The 24852-nt window shown below is 75.0% G+C and carries 1 protein-coding gene and 1 pseudogene; both read right to left on the reverse strand.

The features are described 5' to 3' along the window. Positions 1 to 20: 20 nt before the first annotated feature. A complete protein-coding gene (fabD, locus tag ACFQ87_RS10175; protein WP_380610179.1) occupies positions 21 to 3332 on the reverse strand; it encodes an ACP S-malonyltransferase in 3312 nt (1103 codons plus the stop codon). Further along, positions 3329 to 24838: pseudogene (locus tag ACFQ87_RS10180) on the reverse strand (amino acid adenylation domain-containing protein); the annotation flags it as partial. The gene fabD and the pseudogene ACFQ87_RS10180, both read right to left, overlap by 4 nt. Positions 24839 to 24852: the final 14 nt, after the last annotated feature.

Genomic DNA, 24852 nt, shown 5'->3' on the forward strand with positions numbered 1-24852 from the left:
GTGTCCCCCTTCGTGCGCGGTCAGTTGTCCTGGTTCGTTCGGGTGCCCTGGAGTGTCCGGAGGGCCTGGATCCGGGCGGTGACGTGGGCCGCCGCACCCGCCATCAGGACCTCGCCGACGGCCTCGACGGTGCGCGCCCGCCAGGGTTCCAGCTCGCTGCCGACGACCGCCTGGTTGAAGGCGCCCATCGCCGGCCCGCAGTGGACCAGGTAGTCCACCGTCTGGTCCGGGTCGCCCGCCAGCGCCAGGCGCAGGCCCCGGTCGAAGTAGCGGCGCAGCGGCTGCGCCGCCTCCGAGCGTGCCCAGGTGCCCGGTGCGGGATTCGTCCGCGGACTGGTCGGGAGGCGGTACTCGCCGCCCAGGTAGCGCTCCAGGATCCGGGTCCTGGTCGCCTCGTCCAGGTCGGCCGGCGTGGTGTTGCGGCGCCACAGCTCGTGCAGCGCGGACGCCCGCGCCGGGAAGAACAGGCCGCGCTTCAAGTAGCGCGCCCGCACCCCGAGTTCGAACTGGTACGGCGACGGCGCGGTGTCCACGTCGTACTCGTCCGCCTGCTGCAGGAGGTCCTTGACGCGGTCGCTGGTGGCCGCCTCGACCGAGCACTGGTTCACCGACCCGGTCAGCACGAAGTCCGCGCCCAGCAGGAACGCCGCGGCCGCCGCCTCCGGCGTGCCGATGCCGCCGGCGCAGCCGACGTGCACCCGGGGCCCCGGCGGCGCGATGGCGTCCCGCAGCCGCAGCACGGCCGGGAGCAGCGTCAGCGGGTCCGCGCCCGTGCACAGCCAGCCGCCGTCCGCCGTCACGCACAGGTCGTCGGCCATCGGGCGGGTGGCGGCCGCCGCGGCCTCGGCCTCGGTGACCGCGCCCGCCGCCAGCAGCCGTGCCACCAGGGGCGCGGGCGGCGGGGCGAGGAACGCCGCGGCCACGTCGGTGCGCGACACCTTCGCCAGGATCCGACCACCCTTGAGCCGGAAGCGCACGAGCTGCTCGGTCACCCGGGGGAAGCCGGACACCTCCGCCAGGGTCACCCCGTGGCGCAGCAGCAGGTCGATCAGGGCGGCCTCCTGCTCCGGCGCGTCGGGGCGGTGGAGGACGTTGACTCCGTAAGCGCTGCCCAGGTCCAGTTCGCGCAATCGCCGCTCCACCTCGGCGAGGTCGAGCCCACCGGTCCCCAGAAAGGCGAGCAGGCCGGCTTTCGTCGAGGCACGGACCAACTCCGGGCCCGAGACGCCTCCGAACATCGACCCCAGCACGTAGGCGCGCCGCAGACCGTAGCGCTCACGGAAGCCCCGGGCACCCAGGCCCTCGGCGGTGACGGCGAACTCGGCGCATTCCGGAGAGGCGACGGCCGAGGAGACGGGCGCAGGGGAGACGGGCGCAGCGGAGACGGGCGCAGCGGAGACGGCTACCGGGACGTCGGCCCCGGCCGTCGGCGCGGGCGGGCGGACCGCTGCGGCCTGAGAGAGCGGGGCGGCGGAGGCCCTGATGCGGGTGACGAGCTTGGTGAGTACCTGGCCGGGGCCCAGCTCCACGAACTCGAAGTCGCCCTCGCGCATCAGGGCGCGCACGGTGTCGGTCCAGCGCACCGGGGAGGCGATCTGCGCCGTCAGCCGCTCCTTGAGGGTCGCCGCCGTGTACGGCAGGGCGTCCACGTTGGCGAGCACCGGGACGGTCGGGGGGCGCAGCGTGAAGCCGTCCAGGAAGCGCCCGAACTCCTCGGCCACCGGGCGCATGTAGCGCGAGTGCAGCGGCGCGCTGACGGTCAGGCGCACGGTACGGGCGCCGGCCGCCTCGAACGCGACACAGACCGCTTCGAGCTCCGGCTGCGGGCCGGAGACCACGAACTGGTCCGGGGCGTTGTGGTTGGCGAGGTCCAGGACCTCGAACGCGGGGTCGGCGAGGATGCGGGCCACGTCCTCCTCACTGACACCGACCACCGCCGCCATGGAGCCACCGGGGGCGGCGGCCATCAGCTCGCCGCGCCGGCGCACCAGCCGCAGCCCGGTCTCGAAGTCGAAGACCCCGGCCGCGAACAGCGCGGCGTACTCGCCCAGGCTATGCCCCACGAGGTAGTCGGGCGCCACCGGGTCCTGTGCCGCGCGGTCCAGGTAGGCCAGGGCGCTCACCACGTAGAGCGCGGGCTGGGTGAACTCGGTGCGGCCCAGGCGGCGTTCGGGATCGCGCACGCACAGCTCCTCGATCGAGTAGCCGAGCACCTCGTCCGCCATCGCCGTCTGGGCAGGGAACCGTGCGAACAGCTCCCGGCCCATGCCGCGGCGCTGCGACCCCTGCCCGGGGAAGCCGTAGACCTTCGGCCGACCGGTGCCGTGCATGCCCTGCCCCTCTCGCGGTGCCGTGGCCTCCAACCTGCGCGATGTCGTGCGGGCCGCGCGCACGCGGACCCGCTCGAACAGGGTGGTGTCCTTCTCGAACTGGCTGAGCAGCGGCAGTGACTGCGCCCGGCCCGCCTCGGGAAGGAGCATGCGGGCGAAGTTGTGCAAGGTGCCCGAGGGCCCGAGGTCGAGGTAGAGGAAGTCGTCGCGCGCGCGTAGCCAGGCCATCGCCCGCTCGAACTCGATCGGCCGCCGGGCCACCTGCCGGAAGTGGTCCGCACTGGCCCGTTCCACCGGCTCGCCGGTCACGCAGGACACCCACGGGATCCGTGGCGCCGCGAACGCCACGCCCGCGAAGTCGGCCCGGCCCGCCTCCAGTGCCTGGTCCATCAGCCGGGAGTGGAAGGCGTACTCGACCGGCAGCGGCAGGTGCAGGACCCCGGCTGCGCGCAACGCGGCCTCCGCGCGGTCCAGTTCGGCCTGCGGGGCGGTGACCACGAAGCACTCCGGGTGGTTGCGCGCGGCGATCTCGCAGGCCCCCAGTTCGGGCACCCGCTCCAGCACCTCGGCTCCGGCGAGCACGGCGATCATCCCGCCAGGCGCGCTCGCGCGCAGTGCACCGGCCTGGCGCACCAGCAGCCGCAGGCAGTCGACCGGGTCCAGCGCGCCGGCGACGACGGCCGCCGCGTACTCCCCCAGGCTGTAGCCGAGGACGTAGTCCGGCTCGATGCCCTCGGCGCGCAGGGCGGCGGCCAGCGCGAGCTCGATCATGACGATGCCCGGGTGGGAGACCGCGGTGTCGACGAGGGGGTGGTTCCTCGGCTTCTCCTCGTCGAAGATCCGGGCCAGCACCGACACCCCGGACGCCTCGGCGACCACCGCGTCGTAGCGGCGCAGCTCGGTGCGGAACACCTCGTTGGCGTCGTAGAGCTCCCGGCCCATCCCGTAGTACTGGGAGCCCTGGCCGGAGAACAGGAACACGGTGGGCTGGTGGCCGCTCATCGGTAGCCGTCCCAGAACAGGCCGCCGGCGGCGGAGTCGGCTGCGGTGGTGCCTCGGATGACGATCCTCCGGTTCAGCGCGGGTTCGGGCAGGGGTTCGCGGGTGGGGCGGGCGGCTTCGGGAGCCGGAGCGAGCAGGACGTGGGCGTTGGTGCCGCCGTCGGCGAAGCAGTTGAGCGCCGCCAGTGGCGCGCGGTCCGGCCACGCCACGACCTCCCGGGGGAAGTACAGCGGCGATGACTCCAGGTCGAAGTGCTTGAGCGGTTCCTGTCCGGAGCCGAACGGCACCTGCTCCCCGTGCTGCAGCATCAGGACGACCTTGATGAACGCGGCGATGCCTTCCGCGCCCAGCGGGTGGCCGATGTTGGGCTTGACCGAGCCGAGCGCCACCGGGTGCGCCGGATCGGTGCCGTAGACCGCCTGGACGGCTTTGAGTTCGAGCAGGTCGGTGACGGTGGAGCCGGAGCCGTTGACCTCCACCCATCCGACCTGCCGGGGGGTGTGGCCGCTGCGCGCCAGTGTCTCGGCCATCACCTCCTTCTGCGCCTGGAGGTTCGGGGTGGCCGGGCCGGCGGTGCGTCCGTCGTTGTTGACCGCGATGCCCCGGAGGACCGCGAGCACCCGGTCCCCGTCGGCCTGCGCCTGCGCCAGCGGCTTGAGGACGACGACGCCGACCCCTTCGCCGAGGACGAGCCCGGCGGCCCGGCGGTCGAAGAGGTGGAACTCGGGGCCGGGGTTGAGGAGTCCGCGCTGGGCGAAGATCCGGTGCGCCCGGCCGTCGGCCAGCAGGTTCACCCCCGCCACCACGGCCGCCTCGACGGCGCCCGCCCGCAGGGCGTACACGGCCGTCTCCATCGCCACCAACGCGGAGGAGCAGGCGGTGTCCACCACGATGCTCGGGCCGCGGAAGTCGAAGAACTGGGAGATGTTCGCCGACAGGTAGTTCTGGCCGGTCGCCATCACCGGGTTCTGCGCCCGCTCGACCAGCGTCTCGTCCGGTGTGCCGGTGGTCCGGCCGCCGACGTACACGCCGATCCGCCGTCCCTTGAGCTCGGCGGGTCGGTAGCCCGCGTGGTGCACGGCCCGGTCGACCTCCTCGAGCAGCAGCAGGGCCTGCGGGTCCAGGGCGGCGACGTCCGCCTCCGAGAGCAGGAACGCCTCCGGGTCGAAGCGCAGTTCCTCGGGCAGCAGTCCGGCGTGGAAGCCGCCCAGGCCGGCGATGCGCCGTTCCGGGACGGGCCGCAGCGCGCTGCGGCCCTGCCGCAGCAGCTGCCAGTACTCCTCCGGGGAGCCCGAGTCCGGGAAGCGGCAGGACAGGCCGACCACCGCGATGTCCTCGCCCGCCCGCTCGTACGGTGCGGCGTCCGGGGCGGTGGCACGAGCGGTGATGTCGACCGTGGCCACCGGGGCGGCCGGGGCCTCGGACGCCGGGGTGCCGAAGGCGGCGGCGAGCTCCGCCGGGTGCTCGGCGGCGAGGTAGTCCGCGAACTCCTGAGCCGTCGGGTACTCCAGGAGCGAGGACGGGTCGAGCGACACGTCCAGCCGCTTGCCGAGGGTCTGCAGCAGCTGGGCCACCAGGATCGAGTCGATGCCGAAGTCCTGGACCGGCACGTCGTCGGCCAGCACGGCCCGGTCGAACCGCAGTTCCTCCGCGAGCCGGTCCAGCAGCCACGAGGCCACCGCCTCACGCGCGCCACGGCTGTCCCCAGACGGCGCCGCGGCCCGGTCGGGGGCGCTCTCCGGCGCTCGGCGGGCGGCCTGCGGCACGGCGGATCCCGTCGCCGGCTCGGCGCCGGTCTCCGGGCCGCCGTCCGTCAGCCGCTCCGGACTCCAGTCGGTGTCCGGCCGCACCCCGGCGGCCAGCACCACCCGTTCACCGGCGGCGAGCGCGCGATCGAGCATGGCCAGCCCCTGCTGGTCCGTCAGTGCGACCAGCCCGGTGGCCCGGTAGGCCTCGCTGCGCACCTCCCCCATGCCGGTGTCGCGCCAGCTCGGCCACTGCACGCTGACCAGCGGCAGCCCGTACCGACGCTCCTCGGCCACCGCGTCCAGGTAGGCGTTGGCCAGCGCGTAGTCGCTCTGCCCGACCGCCAGCCGGGGCACCGCGGCGGTGACCGACGAGTACAGGACGAAGAAGGCCAGCGGCTCGTCCCGGAAAGAGCGTGTCAACGCGTCGAGGCCGAAGACCTTGGGGCCGATCACCCGCGCCACGCCCTCCATCGGCTTGCGGACGAAGGCGGGGTTCTCGGAGTCCACGAACCCGGCGGCGTGGACCACCCCGCCCACCGGACCGAGCCGCAACTTGACCTCGGCCAGGGCCTTGGTCAGTGCCCCCTCGTCCTCCAGGTCGACGGCGAGCACCTCCAGTTCCACGCCCTGGGCGGCGAGTTCGGCCAGCGGGCGCAGCTTGTGGCCCAGCCCGGTGTCCGCGGCGATGTGCGCGGCCCACTCGGGCTGCGGCGGCAGCTCCTCCCGGCCGGTGAGGACCAGCTTGCGCACCCCGTACCGGGCGACGAAGTGGCGGGCCGTCAACAGGCCGAGACCTCGCGTACCGCCGGTCACCCAGAGCACGTGGCCGTCCGCGAAGCGTGGCGGGCGCGACGCGCCGTCCGGAATCTCGCGCAGCTGGGCCCGGTGCCGGACGCCGTCCGGATAGGCCACCTCGGCCTCCGGCCCGGCACTGGCGAGTTCGTCGGCCAACCACTCGACCGCCTGCTCGTCCGTGCACGTTCCCAGGGTGACGTGGCGCGAGCGCACGTGGCGGTACTCGCTCTGCAGCATCCGGTACAGACCCGCCCGCTCCGCACCGCCGCCGACACCGGCCGGCGTCTCCCGGGAGACCAGCAGCGCACGCAGGTCGCGCGGGCCCTGGTCGACCAGCCGCTGGAGCCAGCGCCACCAGGTGTAGAGCACGGTCCGGTCCGCCGGCAGCCCCTGCTCGGCGCATCCCGCCAGGTCCAGCACGGCGTCGAAGCGGTCCCAGCGGGTGCCGGCCAGAGCCAGGTCGGCGTCGAGCGCGGCGGTGGTGAGCACCTCGGCACCCGGCAGCGCGGCGGCCAGCGCGGCGGCCAGGGCCTCGGTGCCGGGGACGGCCAGGACGGCCGTGCGGCCGGGCAGGGCCAGCCGCGCGGCGGTCCCGGCGGGGACCCACTGCCTGGTGAGCAGCCGCTCCTCGGTCGCGGGGGCGACCGATACGGCTTCGGCCGACACGGCCGACACGGCCGAGGCGGGAGCGGCCTCGAGCGCGGCCAGTTCGGCGTCCGCGGCCGCGAGCCAGACCCGCTCGCCGCCGAAGGGGTAGCCCGGCAGCGACACCCGGCCGGGCCGCCGCCCACCGTGCAACACGGACCAGTCGACCGGCCGGCCCGTGGTCCAGGCCTCGGCGAGAGCGGCCGGATCGGCCGCCGGGGCGCCGCCCTCGGCCGGCCGGCGCGGATCGACCACGCCCGTCCAGCTCCCGGACGGCACCCGGCCGGCGGCGAACTCCTCCAGGCGGTCGGCCAGTTGGCTCACGTCCTCGAACTCCACCGCGAGCCGGTGGGCCATCGCCTCGCGCCCCGACTGCAGCGTCCAGGCGACCTCGCGCGGCGCCGCGCCGGCGGCCTCGGCGCGCAGCCGCGCAGCCAGCCTCCGGGCCTGCTCGGCCAGTCGGTCCGCGTCCCGGGCCGAGAGCACGGCCAGCTGCGGACCGGCTGCGGCAGCCGACGGTGCCTCGATTCCCAGGTACTCCTGGAGGATGACGTGCGCGTTGGTGCCGCCGGCACCGAACGCGCTGACCCCCGCGGTCCGGGGCCGCTCGGCACCGTCCGCGCCGACCCGGCGCGGCCACGGCTCCGGTTCGCGCTGGACCACGAACGGCGTCCCCGCGAAGTCGATGTTCGGGTTGAGCTCCTGCGCGTGCAGCGAGGGAACCAGCTCGCCGTGCCGCATCTGGAGCAGCACCTTGGTGACCGACGCGATGCCCGCCGCCGACTCGGCGTGCCCGATGTTCGACTTCACCGAACCGATCGGCAGCCGCTCGGGCGCTTCGTCCCCGAATGCCCGCATCAGTCCGGTGATCTCCACCGGGTCGCCCAGTTCGGTGCCCGTGCCGTGCGCCTCGACGTAGTCCAGGTCGCCCGGGCGCAGGCCGGCCCGGTCGAGCGCCGAGCGCACCAGGTCGCCCTGCACCCGGGGGTTGGGCACGGTGAACCCGCGCCCCGTGCCTCCGTGGTTGACGGCCGAGGACTTGACCACCGCGAGGATCCGGTCGCCGTCCGCGAGGGCCGCGTCAAGCCGCTTCAGCAGGACCGCGCCCGAGCCCTCCGCCGGGACGTAGCCGGTACCGCCGGCGCCGAAGCTGCGGCACCGCCCGTCCTCGGCGAGGAAGCCGCGCCACGCCAGCTGGAGGTACTTCGCCGGATGGCTGGTGATGTTGACGCCGCCGGCGACGGCGACCTCGCAGTCGCCGGCGCGGATGGCCTGGCACGCCTGGTGGATGGTGACCAGCGCGGAGGAGCACATGGTGTCCACGGCGACGCTGGGACCCGTGAAGTCGAAGAAGTACGAGACCCGGTTGGCCACCGAGGCGTAGGACGAGTGCGGGGGCAGGCCCTCGCCCCGCAGCGCCTCCTGGACGCCGTACAGCTGGTACTGGCCGTACATCATGCCGACGAAGACGCCGGTGCGGGAGCCGCGCAGCCCCTCGCGGGTGTAGCCCGCGTCCTCCAGCAGGTGCCAGACCGTCTCCAGGAACACGCGTTCCTGCGGGTCGGTGTGCTCCGCCTCGATCTGCGACATCCGGAAGAACAGCGGGTCGAAGCGGTCGGCGCCGCGCACGAAGCCGCCCCACTTGCCGTAGGTCTTGCCGATCAGCGACTTCCGCTCGTCGTGGAACCGCTCGTGGCGCCACCGGTCGGCCGGGACCTCCTCCACGCTGTCCCGCCCGGCGCGCAGGTTGCGCCAGAACTCCTCGACGTCGTCGGCCTGCGGGTAGCGGCCCGCGACGCCGATGATCGCGATGTCGTCGACACCGTCGGCCGGGCGGGTGGAGGGACCGGCCGCCGGGCCGGGCCGGGCCGGTTCGGACTCGGCCGGGCCGGTCTCGACTTCCCGGGCCTCGGGCGCGGTGAACGCCTGCGGGTGCTCGGCGGCCAGGTGGTCCGCCAGCTCACGGACCGTCACGTACTCGAACAGCAGGGTCTTCGACAGCGGGCCGACGACCTCCTCCAGCCGCCGGGTCACGCTCAGCGTGATCAGCGAGTCCACGCCGTAGTGGTCGAAGGGGTCGGTGACGACGATCTCCGCCTCGGGGAGCTTCAGCTCCTCCGCCGTGACCCGCAGCACCAGCCGCTCCGCCCGCGCCCGTGCGTCCACCGGGTCGGCCGCAACTACCGGAGCTGACGCAGCGGCCGCAGCGGCCGGGGCCTCGGGCACCGGACTCGGGCCGCCGCCCAGGGCGGCCAGGATCCGGGCCTGGTCCCCGGCGGCGAGCAGCAGCCTCGGCCGGTCGTCCGCCAGCGCCCGCTCCAGTCCCTCCAGCGCCGCCCGGCTGCGCAACGGGCGTAGGCCCGCCACACGGGCCGCGTACTGCTGCGTGGCGGCGTCGATGTGCATGCCTCCGTCGGCCCACACCGGCCAGGCCGCCGCCAGGGTGCGGCCGTGCCGCTGCCCGGCGCGACGCAGCGTCTCGCGCTGCTCGGCGAAGTGGTCGAGGAAGGCGTTGGCGAACGCGTAGTCGCTCTGGCCGGCGTTGCCGAGCGCGGCGGCGGCGGAGGAGAAGGCCACGAAGTAGTCGAGCGCGTCGTGCCGGGTCTCCTCGTCCAGCAGCACCGTGCCGTGCACCTTCGCGGCCAGCACCGCCTCCGCGTCGGCCCGCTGCTTGCCGTGCAGCAGACCGTCGCGCAGCACTCCGGCCGCGTGCAGCACGCCGTTGATCGTGCCGTGCGCGCTCCGGGCCTCGGCGAGCAGGGCCCGCACGTCGGCCGCCTCGGCCACGTCGGCCCGGACAACGCGGGCGCCGATGGCCTCGATCCGGGCCAGGGCCTGCGGTGTGGGGGCGGTCCGGGCGGCCAGCACGATCCCGCCCGCGGTGACGCCCGCCGCGCGCCGTACGGCGGCGATGTGCTCCGCCGCCAGCAGGCCCAGCGCGCCGGTGCCGCCGGTGATGACGTGCGCCCCGCCGCCCAGGAAGGCGCTGCGCGCGACGGCACTCGGCAGGCTGACCCGCCGCCAGGCGCGGCGGCTGCGGCCCGCCGCGGTCACCCTGGTCTCGGACTCGCCGGTCTCGGCGAGTTCGGCCGCCACCGCCTCGGGCAGCGGGCCGTCCGCCACCGCAAGCACGCCGATGTCGATCGCCGGGTGCTCCTGGCGCACGGAGCGGGCCAGGGCGGCCATCGCCGGGTGGGCCGGCGAGGACACGGGGTCGCGGTGCACGTACAGGTAGCGCAGCGCACCGCGCCGCGCCCGCTGCCAGGCCTGCAGGAACGCCACGGCCGTGTGGAAACCGTGCTCCACGGCGCGGGCGGGAGCACCGTCCGCACCGCCCAGGTGGACGACGTGCACCGGCCCGGGGCCGGCGGCCCGGATCGCCGCCGCCGGGTCGAACCCGGCGTCCAGTGCGACGACCCGGGCGGTCAGGCCCGCGCTGGCCAGGGTGGCGGCCACGGCCGGACCCTCGTGGCCGGCGTCCAGGACCAGCGCGGTGCCGACCAGCGCGGTGCCGACCGGCCGGTGCCCGGCCGCCGGGGCGGCCTGCCAGACCGGTTCGAACGCGGCCACCTCGTCCGTCCCGGCCTGTGTGCCCACCGCGCGCAGCGTGAAGGACTCGATCGCCGCGACCACGCCGCCGGAACGGTCGAGGAGCAGGACGTCGAAGCAGAGCGTCCCGGCCGCCGCCGGGCGGGCGCTGGGGGTTGCGTAGGCGTGCGGCTGCTGCGGCAGGTCGCCGTACAGCCGCACCGATCCCAGGGAGTACGGCAGGTAGTCCGGCGACGCCGCTGAGTCCCCCGCACCGGGCGCGAGACGGCCCGCCGTCTGGAGCGCCGCGTCGAGCAGCGAGGGGTGGAACAGGTACGCGTCCCGGTCGGCGAGCCGCGGCTCGGGAAGCCGCAGCTGCGCGAGCGCCTCCCGCTCCCCCACGGCGATCTCCTCGACCGCCCGGAAGCTCGGACCGTAGTCGAAGCCCAGCCGGGAGAAGGCCTGGTAGCAGCTCTCGCCGCTGCCCACGGTGGTGCAGCGGGCGCGCACGGCCGCCAAGTCGACCGGCGCGGGCCGGCGCCCGGGCTCGCCGAACATCAGGGTGCCGCGGGCGTGGGCGGCCCCGTCGTCGCCGGCCGTGACGACCTCGAACGAGGTGCCGGTGAGCCGGACGAGCAGTCGGCGCGAGGTCCCGGCGGGGAGCCGGACCGGTGTGGCCCACACCAGGCCGTCGACACCGCACACCGGCCCGCCCTCGGCCAGCTCGCCGGCCAGCCGGGCCATCTCCAGGTACGCCACCCCGGCCAGCAGCATCTCGCCGCCGGCCACGTGGTCGCGTAGGAAGAACTCCTCGCCGGTGAGCGTCTTGGCGTACACCCGCTCGGCGCCCGTGGACAGGTCGGCGTCCAGCAGGGTCGGGTGCAGCCGGGCCGCAGCCGGCCCCGACGCCGTACCGGCGGAGGGCGCCGCGGCTGTGGAGGACGCCGTACCGGTGGAGAACCAGTGCCGGGATCCGCCGAAGCGGTAGGCGGGCAGGTGCACCCGGCGCCGCCGCGCTCCCCGGTGCAGCGCCGTCCAGTCCACCTCGGCACCGGCCACCCAGGCGTCGGCGAGCAGCGCCAGGTCACCGGTCCCGGTGGCCGCGCGCGGGGCCGTCCGCTCCGCCTGCCCGGTGCGCACCCGCGAGGGCCGTCCTTCGAGGTGGGCGGTCAGCTGGGCCCTCAGTCCGGCGGCCCCGTCCGCCACCACGGCCAGACGGTGCGCCATCGGCTCACGGCCCAGCTGCAGGGTGTACGCGAGGTCACCCGCCGGGACCGGGTGGTCCGCCAAGTGGCCGGCGAGCTGCTCGGCGGCGCCGCGCAGCGCCTCGGGGGTGCGGGCGGACAGCACGAACAGCTGCTCGCCCGTGTCCTCGTCACCTGCGTCCGGCATGTCCGACTCCTCCAACACGACGTGCGCGTTCGCCCCGCCGAAGCCGAAGGAGCTGACCCCGGCTCGACGCGGCAGCTCGCCTCCCTCGGCAGCGCGGAGCCGCGGCCAGGGCCGGGCGGTGTCGGCCACCTCGAACGGACCGCCGTCCAGCTCCAGATACGGGTTCAGTTCCTCGATGTGCAGGCCGGCCGGGATGACGCCGTGGCGCACGGCGAGTACCGCCTTGAACAGTCCGGCGATGCCCGCCGCGGCCTCCAGGTGGCCGATGTTGCTCTTCACCGAGCCGATCGCGCAGGCGGGCCCCGGCTGCGCCCCGCGCTCGGCGCGCAGCCGGCGGAAGGCGGCGCTCAGGCCGGCGGTCTCGATCGGGTCGCCCAGGGCGGTGCCGGTACCGTGCGCCTCGATGTAACCGACGGTCTCCGCGGGGACGCCGGCCGCCCGGTAGGCGTCGACCAGCAGGTCCGCCTGGGCATCCGGGCTCGGGGCCGTCAGCGAGGTGGTCCGGCCGCCGTGCCCCGCGACCGCCGCCTTGATCACCGCGTGCACGGCGTCGCCGTCGTGCCGCGCCCGCCCGCCCGGCTTGAGCAGCACCACGCCGACGCCCTCGCCGCGGACGTAGCCGTCGGCCCGGCTGTCGAAGGTCTTGCACCGGCCGTCAGGGCTGAGCATCCGGCTCTCGGTGAGCACCTCGTACACGCTGGGCGTCAGGATCAGGTTGACGCCGCCGGCGATGGCCAGGTCGCAGGTGCCGTCGCGCAGCGCGGCGCAGGCCTGGTGCACGGCGGTGAGCGAGCCCGAGCAGGCGGTGTCCACCGCGACGCTCGGGCCGCGCAGGTCCAGCAGGTAGGAGACCCGGTTGGGGATCATCGTCAGTGCCGCGCCGGTTGCCGTGTGTCCCTGGGGCGGGCAGCCTTCGGCCCGCTGCGCCTCCAGGTAGTCGGAGTTGGCGACGCCGATGAACACCCCGACGCGCTTCCCGGCGAGGTCGGAGGGCCGGTAGCCGGCGTCCTCGACGGCCGACCAGACCACCTCCAGCAGCAGCCGCTGCTGGGGGTCCATCAGTTCGGCCTCGCGCGGGGAGATCCCGAAGAAGGCCGCGTCGAAGCGGTCCACGTCGGTCAGGAAGCCGCCCCGGAGCGGGCCGGGGCCCGTCCGGTCCCGCAACCCGCGGCGGTCCGCGGGCGCCTCGCCGACCAGGTCGTGCCCGGCAAGCAGGTGGGTCCAGAACTCCGCGAGGTCGGCCGAGCCGGGCAGCCTCCCGGCCATCCCGATGATCGCGACGTCCTCGCCGTGCGGCGGGCCGGCCGGCGCCTGCGCCGCCGGGAGCAGCGGCGCGGCGGTGGACTCCCGGGGCTCGGCACCGAAGTGTGCGGACAGTTCGGCGGCGTGGTTGTCCCACAGGTACGCGGCGAGCGCGGCCAGGGTGCCCCGGCTGTAGAACACCGTCGGGTAGACCTCGATGCCGTAGGCGGCGCGCAGCTCCACGCTGAGCGCGGTGAAGCCCACCGAGTTCATGCCCGCCTCGCCGAGCGGGACGTGCCGGCCGATCTCCTCGGGGGCGGTCCCCGCCAGGCGGCCGATCGTGCCGGCCAGTTCGGCGATGAGTGCCTCGGTACGGCCCGCGGTCCGCGCCGGGGCCTCGGACCGCGCCGGGACCGCCTCGGACCCGTGCCCGCCCGCGGCGCCGAAGCGCGCGCGCAGTTCGGCGAGCGGCAGCGCGGCCAGCGTGGTGCGGTCCACCTTCCCGTTCAGGGTGTGCGGGAAGCCCGTCACCCGGACCAGCGCGTCCGGGACCATGTGGGCCGGAAGCCAGAGCGCGAGCTGCTCCCGGGTGGGTTCGGCGGCCCCGTCGGCCAGCACGTAGCAGGCCAGCAGGGAGCGGTCGCCGCCGTCGCGGCCGGGCGCCACCACGACGGCCTCGCGCACGCCGTCCAGCCGCCGCAGGGCCGCCTCGATCTCCTCGGGCTCGATCCGGAAGCCGCGCACCTTCACCTGCTCGTCGATCCGCCCCAGGTACTCGTACCGCCCGTCGGCGAGTCGGCGGGCCAGGTCGCCGGTGCGGTACAGGCGCGCGTCGGCATCCGCGAAGGGGGCGGGCAGGAAGCGCTCGGCGGTGAGCTCCGGGCGGTTCAGGTAGCCGTCGGCCACCCCGTGCCCGCCGATGTACAGCTCGCCGGCCACCCCGGTGGGCAGCGGGCGGCGCGCGCCGTCCATGACGTGCAGGGTGGTGTTGGCGATCGGGGTGCCGAGGGTCACCCGCTCGCCCGGCGCGAGCCGGCTCGCCGCCGACCAGATCGTGGTCTCGGTCGGGCCGTACAGGTTCCAGACCTCGCGGTTGCCGGCGAGCAGCGCCTGCGCGAGGTCCTCGGGGAGCGCCTCGCCGCCGCACAGCACGGTGAGGCCGGCGTTGCCCCGCCAGCCGGCGGCCAGCAGCATCCGCCAGGTGGCGGGCGTCGCCTGCATCACCGTGACGCGGCCGGATTCGAGCAGCTCGCGCAGCCGCAGGCCGTCCCGGGTGGTCTCGCTCGGCGCGATCTCCACGGTGCCGCCGCTGATCAGCGGCAGGTACAGCTCCAGCCCCGAGATGTCGAAGCACACGGTGGTCACGGCCAGCAGGGTGTCCTGCGGTCCGAACCCGGGCTCGCGGGCCATCGACCAGAGCAGGTTCACCAGCGCCCGGTGCGGGATCCGGACGCCCTTGGGCAGGCCCGTCGAGCCGGAGGTGTAGATCACGTAGGCGGCGTCCGACGGTCCCGCGGGCCCCGGGGAGGGCGCGGCGGGCGCGGCAGCGTCGTCGTCCAGCAGCAGGCGCGGCACGGCGGCGTAGCCGCTGGGGAGGCCGGAGCGGGTGAGCATCAGGTGCAACCCGGCGTCCTGCGCCATGTGGGCGAGCCGCTGCTCCGGGTAGGCGGGGTCGAAGGGCACGTAGGTGCCGCCCGCGGCCTGCACGGCCAGCAGCGCCACCGGCAGCTCGACGTCGCGCGGCAGCAGGACGCCCACCGTACGGCCCCGGCCCACGCCGGCGGCGGTCAGCCGGGCCGCCAGGTCCGTCACCCGCGACCACAGCTGGCGGTAGGTCAGTTCTGCTCCGGCGCAGCGCACCGCCACCGCGTCCGGGCGCGCCTCGGCCTGTCCGCGGACCAGCTCCCAGACCAGCGTGTCGGCCGGGTAGTCGACGCGCGCGGCGGACGCGGCCCGCTCGTCCTCGGCCCGCTCCTCCTCGGTCCGCAGCTCCAGTTCGCCGACCGGCGTCCCCGGGGCGCTGACCGCGCGGGCCAGCAGTGCGGCGAAGTGCCGCCCGAGCCGTTCCACCGTCCCGGCGTCGAACAGGTCCGGGTTGTACTTGAGCGTGTACCGGCAGCCCTCGGGCGAGTCCACCAGGTCCAGGGTCAGGTCGAACTCGCCCTCCTGGTGCACGCCCTCGACCCGGCCCCGGACCGCTCCGGCCTCGGTCAGGTCGCGGGCCCAGTTGTGGAAGTAGTAGGCCACGTTGAACGGCGCCGCCGACGCCGCCGGGTCCAGCCGGCGCAGTTCCTCGGCGAGCGTGAGCAGCGGGTAGCTGCCGTGCTCCAGCGCACCCAGCACCGTCCGGTGCAGCCGGTGCGCCAGGGTGCGGAATGCCTTCTGGGCGTCGACCCGCTCGGCCAGCACGACCATGTTCATGAAGTAGCCGAGCACGTCGTCGAAGCCGCTCGGCGGGCGGCCCGCCGTCGGAGTGCCGACGGCGATGTCGTCCTGGCCGCCGTAGCGGTGCAGGAGGGCGAAGAAGGCGGCCAGCATGACGCTGGAGAGCGAGGTGCGCTCCGCGGCGGCCAGCGACCGGGCCTGCTCCGACACCTCCGCCGGGATCCGCCCGGTCACGCTCGCGCCGCGGAAGGTGGGCCGGGCCGGGCGCGGGCGGTCCAGTGGCAGCGGCACCCTCGTCCGCCGGCCGCGCAGACGCTCGACCCAGTACGCGCGCTGCCGTTCCCCCTCCGGCCCGGCGAGCTGTTCGCGCTGCCAGGCCGTGAAGTCACCGAAGGTCCGGGCGGGGCGCTCGGTCGGCAGCGGCCGGCCCCCGGCGACGGCGCGCAGCCCGCGCTCCACCTCGTGGAGCAGCAGCGGGATGGACAGGCCGTCGAGCACCAGGTGGTGCACCGTCAGCAGCAGTGCCTGGCGGCCGTCGCCCAGGGTGTAGACGGTGGCGCGCAGCAGCGGGCCCCGGGCCAGGTCGAACGGCCGCCTCGCCTCGGTGTGGATCCGCTCCCGCAGGGCGTCGTCGGCCACCGAGGTCAGGAAGACCTGCTGGAAAGGCAGTTCGGGCTCGGCCGCGATCCGGACGTACGGTTCGCTCCCGTCCGTGCGGATCGTGGCCCGCAGTTCCTCATGCCGGTCCAGCACGTCCTGGAGGACCAGGCGGAGGGCGGGCACGTCGACGCCGGGGTCGAGCCAGAAGGCGAGCGGGAGGTTGTAGGCGTAGTTCCCCGGGGCGATCTGCTCGATCACCCACAGCGCGCGCTGGCCCGGCGAGGCCGGATGGGTGCTCAGCGTGGTGTCGGCCCGGGGGCGCAGCACCCGCGCCACGTGCGCGGGGACCGGCGGCCCGGACGGCTCGGCGGGAACGGGAACGGGGGCAGGCTCGACGGGGACGGGAGCGGGCTCGACGGGGACGGGAGCGGGCTCGACGGGGACGGGAGCGGGCTCGACGGCGGGCGCCTGCACGGTGGGCGCCTGCACGGTGGGCAACCAGCCCTCCACCAGGTACGCGGCCAGCTCGCGCAGCGTCGGCTTCTCGAAGAACTCCTCCAGCGGCACCGAGACGCCGAACGCCTCGTCCACCTCGGCCACGATCTTCATCCCGCTGAGCGAATCGAAGCCGTAGTCGGCCAGCCGGCGGTCGGGGTCGATGCGCTCGTCCAGCTTCAGGACCCGCTCCAGCAGCCCCCGCAGCCGCTCGGCGGCCACTCCGGCCGCATCCGGCCGAGCCGGCACCACTGCCGGCTCGGCGGCAGCGGCGGCGGGCACCGCCGTACTCCGGTCGCCCGCCGTGTCGGCGCTCTCCGCGACCAGGACGTGCTGTCCCAGCTCCGCCGTGCCGTCGTCGAGGATCCGGGTCCGGGCGAAGCCCTCCTCGGCCAGGAGCCGGCTCCAGGTCTCGGGGGCGATCAGCGGGGAGCCCGGAATACGCAGCTCGGCGTCCTGGAAGGCCCACCAGCCCTCCATCACACCGCCGGTGACGGTCAGATAGGGCCGGATCGCGGTGAGCTCGTTGAGGAGCAGCACGCCGCCGGGCTTGAGCATCGCCCTGGCCTTTCGCAGGGTGGCCCGCAGGTTCCTGGTGGCGTGCACCACGTTGGTGGCCACCACGATGTCGGCCGTGCCGTCGGCGAAGCCCTGGTCGGCCAGGCCGCGTTCCAGGTTGAGCAGGTCGAAGCGGACGAACGGGTAGCGGGCGGCGAACCGCTCGCGCCCGTGCTCCAGGAAGCGCGGCGAGACGTCCGTGAAGGTGTAGCCGACCCGGCCCGGGGACCCGGCCAGCACCGGCAGCACCCGCTCGCTGGTGGCGCCGGTCCCGGCACCCAGCTCCACCACATGGACCGTCTCCCCGTCGGCGAGCCGTGGCAGACGGGCGGCCAGCACGTCGCGGACCTCGTCCGCGACCAGCAGGTTGAAGAAGTCGGTGAGCGCGTTGCCCTTGTAGAGGTTCTCCACCAGCTGCATCGAGGTGCCGGGGAACATCACCTCCGTCCCCACCAGTTCGCCGCGCAGGAGCTGCGGATAGACCCGCAGGAACTCGCGGTTGAGCGTGACGGTGGGCGCGATGTCCGGGTAGGTGTCCGCGATCCGGTCGAGCTCGGTCTCCCAGCGTTCCGTCCCACCGGCCGTGTCCGTCCGGTCGGCCGGCGCGGCGGTGGTGACGAGTTCGTCGCCCTCCCGGACGAGGAACCCGGCGCCGACCAGCAGGTCGAGCAGCGCCTCGTGCAGTCGCCGGAACTTGTCCCTGATCCGGAGCCGGGCGCGCAGTTCCTCACTGCGGTACCGCTCACCGGCGCTCAGGAAGACACCCATCCGCCGGTAGGCGCCGAGCACCCCGGACTTCGAGGCCTCGTCCAGCTCCGCGAAGCCGGCCAGCACCTGGGCGATGTCGGAGCCGCGACCCGACGGGGCCTGGGGGCCGGGGGCCTCGACCGCGGCGGTGGCGGTGCGGAGGGGCTCGGGCCGCTCCGGCAGGGCCGGGATCCAGTGACGCTTGCGGGCGAACGGGTAGCCGGGCAGCTCGATGCGGCGGGAGGTGGCGGGGGTGATCCGCGACCAGTCGACCTCCGCGCCCGTCACCCAGTGTTCGGCCACCGCCGTCAGGTCGCGGCTGGTCAGCGCCGCCTCCAGGGCCTCGGCCGCGGCGGCACGCAGCTGCGCCGCGGTACGGGTCACGGTGCTGGTGACGACCCGGTCGTCGGCCTCGCCCGCCGCGTACTCGGCCAGCAACCGGGCCGCCTCGGCGACCGAGCCCGCGGGCAGCGCGAGGCGGAACTCGTGGGCGGTACGGCCCGACTGCAGCGTGTGGGCAACATCGGCGAGCCGCGGGTGGCGGCGGAGAGCTTCCTTCTCCTCGGCCCGGCGCCCGAGGCCGGCCACCGCCTGGGCCACCGCGCCGATGGTGTCCGCCGTGGTGGCCACCGTGGGCAGCCTGGTGCCCAACTCCTCGGACAGCAGGGCGAAGTAGCGGGCGCGCTCGGCCAGGCCGAAGCCGCAGTCGATCAGGTCGGTGGTGAGGTCGAGGGAGTCCGGCGCCACCCCGGCCAGCTCGGCGGCCAGCCGGAGGCACCGGCTGCGGGCGTCGGCCAACCGGTCGGGGAGGGCGGCGTCCGCGCTCACGGCGCCGGCGCCCGCACCCACGCCCGCCGGAGCCGGTGTGCCCCGGCGCAGGTAGTCCGCCAGGTCACCGGCGTAGGCACGCAACCGGTCCTCGGACCTCGCGGACAGCACCAGGAGCTGCTGCGCCCCGTCCTCCGGCTGCTCCGGCTCGTCGGCCATCGGGTATTCCTCCATGATCACACAGGCGTTGGCGCCACCGGCTCCGAACGAGCTCACCAGGGCCCGCAGCGGGAGGCCGCCCGGCACGCCAGGACGCTCCGGGCGGGCCCAGGGCCGCACGGTCTGCGGCACCTCGAACGGCGTGGTGGTGAAGTCGATCTCCGGGCTGGTCCGCGCCGAGTTCAGCGACGGCACCAGCGTCCGATGGCGGAACTGGAGCAGCACCTTGGTGAGGCCGGCGATCCCGGCGGCCGACTCCAGGTGGCCGATGTTGGTCTTCACCGAGCCGACCGCCACCGTGGGCCGCTGGGCGCGCTGCGCCGGGTCGATCGGTCCGCCGAACGCGTCGACCAGGCCGGCGATCTCGATCGGGTCGCCGAGCATGGTGCCGGTGCCGTGCGCCTCCACATAGCCGACGGTGTCCGGCTCCACCCCGGCGCGCTCGAGCGCGGTGCGGATCAGAGCACTCTGCGCGGCGGGGTTGGGCACGGTGTAACCACCGCTGTTCCCGCCGGAGTTGACGGCCGTGGCCCGGATGACACCGAGGACGCGGTCACCATCGGCGAGCGCCGTCGCCAACGGCTTGAGCAGCACCGCGCCGACGCCCTCACCGTCCACGAAGCCGTCCGCGTCCGCCCCGAAGGCCTTGAGCCGGTCGCCGCGCGAGAGCATCCCCGCCCGGGCCAGCCCGTGCAGGTGCTCCGGGTGCAGGATCAGGTTGACACCGCCCGCGATCGCGGCGACGCACTCGCCGTCGCGGATACTCTGGCAGGCCAGATGAATCGCCGTCAGCGAGGCCGAGCAGGCGGTGTCCACCGCCAGGCTCGGCCCGGTGAAGTCGAAGAAGTACGAGACCCGGTTGGCAGCCGACCAGTGGCGGGAGTGCGCCCCGGTGCTCACGCCGAACGCGTTCGCCTGACCGCCCAGCCACTCGTAGTCGCTGTTCATCACCCCGACGAACACCCCGACCGGGCCCTGGGCGGCGAGTCGGGCCGCCGGGTAGCCGGCGTCCTCCAGGGTGGCCGCCGCCGTCTCCAGGAACAGCCGCTCCTGCGGGTCCATCTCCTCGGCCTCGGCGGGCGAGATGCGGAAGAACAGCGGGTCGAAGGCGTCGACGTCGCCCAGGAAGCCGCCCCATTTGCTGTAGACGCCGCGCTTCCCCTCCGGGTCGTAGTGCGCGTCCGCGTCCCAGCGGTCGGCAGGCACCTCCCGGATGCAGTGCCGTCCTGCGGCCAGGTTCTCCCACAGCTCGCCGACCGTCCCGGCCAACGGGTAGCGGCCGGCGACGCCGACGATCGCGATCCGGTCGTCGGCCCGCTCCTGCGCGGCGGCCACCGCCGCGACCTCGCTCGCGCTCTCGTGCACGGGCCCGGAACCGGGAGCGTCTGCGAACAGCCGGCCGGTCAGGTAGGCGGCCAGCGCCCTCGGGGTGCGGTGCTCGAAGACCATCGTCGCCGGCAGCCGAAGGCCGGTACGGGCGCTGAGCCGGTTGCGCAGCTCCAGCGCGGCCAGCGAGTTGACGCCGAGCCGGAGGAACTCCGTGCCGGGGTCGACCTCGGCCGCCGAGCCGTGCCCCAGCACCGAGGCGCTCTCGCGCAGGACCAACTCCGCGACGGCCTGCTCGCGCTCGGCCGCCGGCACGGCGTCGAGGCCGACGCCAGGACCGGCGGACGCGGGCCCGCCGTGCGGTGCGTCCGGTCGGCTGCGCCGGGCCGGAGCCGGCTCGCGGGACAGGTGTGGCGGCGTCCCGCCGGTACGGAGCGGGAGCAGGTGGGCCCGGTCTGCGCCGAGGGCAGCGTCGAACAGGCGCAGGGCGTCTCCGGTCTCCAGGGGAAGCACCCCGACGTCGGTGAGGCGGGCCAGGTCAGCGCCGTCGAGCCGGCCGGTCAGGGCACTGCGCTCGGCCCACAGGCCCCAGCCCAGCGACAGGGCGGGCAGGCCCGCGCCTCGACGCAGCCGCGCCAGCCCGTCGAGGAACGCATTGGCCGCGGCGTAGTTGCCCTGCCCGGCGGTGCCGAGTGTGGCGGCGACCGAGGAGAACAGCACGAAGGCCCCGAGCTCGAGGTCGCGGGTCAGCTCGTGCAAGTGCCAGGCACCGTCGGCCTTGGCCGCCAGCACCGACCGCAGGCGCTGCGGCGTCAGCGAGCCGACCACTGCGTCGTCCAGCGTCCCGGCCGCGTGGACCACCGCCCGCAGCGGCCGTTGCGCAGGGATCGCCGCGAGCAGTTCGGCGAGCGCCGCGCGGTCGCCGACGTCGCAGGCCGCGGAGGTCGCCCGCACACCCGCCGCGGTCAGCTCGGCGGCGAGCTCGGCCGCGCCGCGGCGGCTCACCAGCAGGAGGTCGCGCACGCCGTACGCCTCGACCAGATGACGCGCCACCAGGGTGCCGAGGGTGCCCGAAGCACCCGTGATCAGCACCGTGCCGTCGGTGGGGAAAGCGGGTGTCCCGGACGCCTTCGACCGCACCAGCCGGGGCACCCGGATCTCGCCGTCGCGGATCAGGAACTGGTTCGCGTCGCCGGCCGGCAGTGAGGGGAGCAGTTCGGACAGGCCCTGCGGGTCGTCGGTGTCGACGAGCACGATCCGGTCCGGGTGCTCCGTCTGCGCCGAGCGCACCAGCCCCCACACCGCGGCCTGGGCGGGATCCGCCTCGGTGTCCGTCGCCACGGCCCGCTGGGTCACGACCACCAGGCGACTGTCGCCGGTGTCCTCGTCGGCGAGCCAGGCCTGCAGGTCCGCGAGCACGGCGGAGGTCGCCGCCAGGGCCCGGGCGGGTGGCTCGCCGTCGACGGCCGGACAGGACAGCAGGGTCACGCCCGCGCCTTCGGCCATGGGGGTGCCCGGCCGCGCGGGGACCCAGTCCAGCTCGTAGAGGACGCCGCCGCCCTGGCCGCTGAGGAGCGCGGCGTCGAACGGACGCAGCGTCAGGGACTCGGCCGACAGCACGGCGCGGCCGGTGTCGTCCGCGATCCGCACCGCCACCGAGCCGTCGCCCAGCGGGGTGAGCCGGGCGCGTACGGTCGACAGCCCCTCGGCCGCGTCGGCGTCCAGCCACCGCACGCCACGCCAACAGAACGGCAGCCCCGGCTCGGTCTTCAGGTCCAGGGCGTGCAGGGCAGCATCCAGCAACGCGGGGCGGACCGCCTCCGGCAGCGAGACCTCGGCGAACAGCTCGCCCTCGTGGCGCCACAGCCCCCGCAGCCCCCGGAAGCCGGGCCCGTACTCCAGGCCCTGCGCGGCCAGGTCCCCGTACCAGGAGGCCAGGTCGACCCGCTCGGCGGCCGGCGGCGGCCACGGCCCCGCCTCGATCGCGGTGTCCGGCTCACCGGCCGCGACGAGGGTTCCCGTGGCGTGCAGCTGCCAGTCGGCCTGCGGCGCGCGGGCGTACAGCCGCAGTGGCCGGCCGCCGCCGTCAGTCGGGTCCACCACCAACTGGATCTCGACCACGCCCTGCTCCGGCACCACCACCGGGGTCTGCAGGACGAGCTCGTCCACGGTGTGACCGCTCTGGAGCGCCATCTCCAGCAGGGCGGTGCCCGGCACCACCATCCGGCCGAGCACGCGGTGGTCGGCCAGCCAGGGGTGGGTGCGCCGGGACAGCCGGCCGGTGAGCACCGTCCGCTCGCCGTCGGCCAGTTCGAGCGGGGCGCCGAGCAGCGGCTCCGGCGCGCGCAGCCAGTAGGGCTTCGACTGGAAGGCATAGGTGGGGAGTTCGACGATCCGTGCGTCGGTGCCGTCGAACGCCCGCGTCCAGTCCACCTCGACGCCCTGGACGTGCAGCGCGGCCGCGGAGAGGGCGAACCGCCGGGTCGCGTCCTCATCACGGCGGAGCGTGTCCGCCACCACGGCGTCGCGGTCGGCGGCGTCCACCGTGTCCTGGATCGCCATGGTGAGCAGCGGGTGCGGGCTGACCTCCAGGAACACCCCGTACCCGTCCTCGGCCAGGGCACGGACCGTCTCCTCGAACCGCACCTGCTGCCGCAGGTTGCGGTACCAGTAGGCGGTGTCCAGCTCCGGGCCGTCGAGGCGGCCCGGGCTCACGGTCGAGTGGAAGGCCACCTCGGCGGCCCGCGGCCGCACCCCGGCGAGCGACTCCAGGAGCTCCTCGCGCAGCTCCTCCACCTGGGCGGAGTGGGAGGCGTAGTCCACCGGCACCCGGCGGGCCCGCACGCCGTCCGCCTCGCAGGAGGCGAGCAGCTCGTCCAGGGCGTCCGGATCGCCGGAGACGACCACGGCGGAGGGTCCGCTGACGGCCGCCACCGAGATCCGCTCGCCGAACGGCACGATCCACTCCCGCACCCGCGTCTCGGGGGCGACGATCGACACCATCCCGCCCCGGCCCGCGAGCGCCGTCAGGGCCCGGCTGCGCAGCACGGACAGCAGCGCGCCGTCCTCCAGGGTGAGTGCGCCGGCCACGCAGGCGGCGGCGATCTCGCCCTGCGAGTGGCCCACGACCGCCGCCGGCTCGACGCCGTAGGAGCGCCAGAGCGCCGCCAGCGACACCATCACCGCCCAGAGCGCGGGCTGCACCACGTCGACCCGTTCCAGCGCGGCCGCGTCGGTCAGCACCTCACGCAGCGACCAGTCGACCAGGCCGTCCAGCAGCCGTTCGCACTCGGCCATCCGGTCCGCGAACACCGGTGCGGAGTCCAGCAGTTCGACGGCCATCCCGGCCCACTGCGCGCCCTGCCCCGGAAACACGAACACCACCCGGCCATCGGCCCGCCGGTCCGCACCGGCCACCACCGACGAACCGTCCCCGCCGGCCGCCAGCGCCGCCAACCCCTCCAGCAAACCGTCACGGCCGTCCGCGACCACCACGCCCCGGTGCTCCAACACCGCCCGCGAACGCACCGACGACAAACCCACATCCAGCACACGCACCGACGGATCCGACTCCACCCGCACCCGCAACCGCTCGGCCTGCGCCCGCAACGCCGCCGCACTCGCCCCCGACACCACCACCGGCACCGGGCCCGGCTCCGACCCCGACTCCTCCGCCCCGGACTCCACCGGCGCCTGCTCGAGGATCACATGCGCATTCGTGCCGCTGATCCCGAACGCCGACACCCCCGCCCGACGCGCCCGACCCACCTCCGGCCACACCCGCCGCTCCCGCAGCAACTCCACCCCACCCGAGGACCAGTCCACATGACGCGACGGCACCTCCGCGTGCAGCGTGCGCGGCAGCACCCCCGCTTCCAGCGCCATCACCATCTTGATCACACCACCGACACCCGCAGCCGCCTGCGCATGCCCGATGTTCGACTTCAACGACCCCAACCACAACGGCCGTTCAACCGACCGCCCCTGCCCGTACGTCGCCAACAGCGCCTGCGCCTCGATCGGATCCCCCAACCGCGTCCCCGTACCGTGCGCCTCCACCACATCCACATCGACACCCGACAACCCCGCACCCGCCAACGCCGCCCGCACCACCCGCTGCTGCGCAAGCCCGTTCGGCGCCGTCAACCCACTCGACGCACCATCCTGATTCACCGCCGAACCCCGCACCACCGCCAACACCCGATGCCCCAGCCGCCGCGCATCCGACAACCGCTCCAGCACCACCACCCCCACACCCTCAGCCCACCCCGTACCGTCCGCCGCATCCGAGAACGCCCTGCACCGCCCGTCGGGCGAGAGCCCGCCCTGCCGGGAGAACTCGACGAACATCCCGGCAGTCGACATCACCGTGGCCCCGCCGGCCAGGGCCAGCGAGCTCTCCCCCGAACGCAGCGACTGCACCGCCAGATGCAGCGACACCAACGACGACGAACACGCCGTGTCCACCGTCACCGCCGGCCCCTCGAACCCGAAGGTGTACGAGATCCGCCCCGACGCCACACTCGGCAGGCTGCCGTTGAACAGGTGGCCCTCGAGGGCACCGGTCTCCGGGCCCAGGCGCGACGCGTAGTCGTCGTACATCACGCCCGCGAAGACGCCGGTCCGGCTGCCGCGCAGCGAGGCCGGAGCGATGCCCGCGCGCTCCAGCGCCTCCCAGGAGACCTGGAGCAGCAGCCGCTGCTGCGGGTCGGTGGTCAGCGCCTCGCGCGGGGACATGCCGAACAGGCCCGCGTCGAACTCCCCCGCGTCGTGCAGGAATCCGCCGTGCCGGGTGTAGGTCGTGCCGAGGCGGTCCGGGTCGGGGTCGTACAGCCCCTCGACGTCCCAGCCCCGGTTCGCCGGGAACTCGGTGAGCGCGTCCACGCCGTCGAGGGTCAGCTGGAACAGGTCCTCGGGCGAGGAGACCCCGCCCGGGTACCGGCAGGCCATCCCCACGATCGCGATCGGCTCCCGCCCGGCCGTCTCCTCCAGCTCGGCCAGTTGACGGCGGGTCTGGCGCAGCTCGGTGGTGACCCGCTTCAGGTAGTCGAGCAGCTTCGCCTCGGTCATCT

This window comes from Kitasatospora sp. NPDC056531 (genome assembly GCF_042794375.1).
Classification (GTDB): Bacteria; Actinomycetota; Actinomycetes; order Streptomycetales; family Streptomycetaceae; genus Kitasatospora.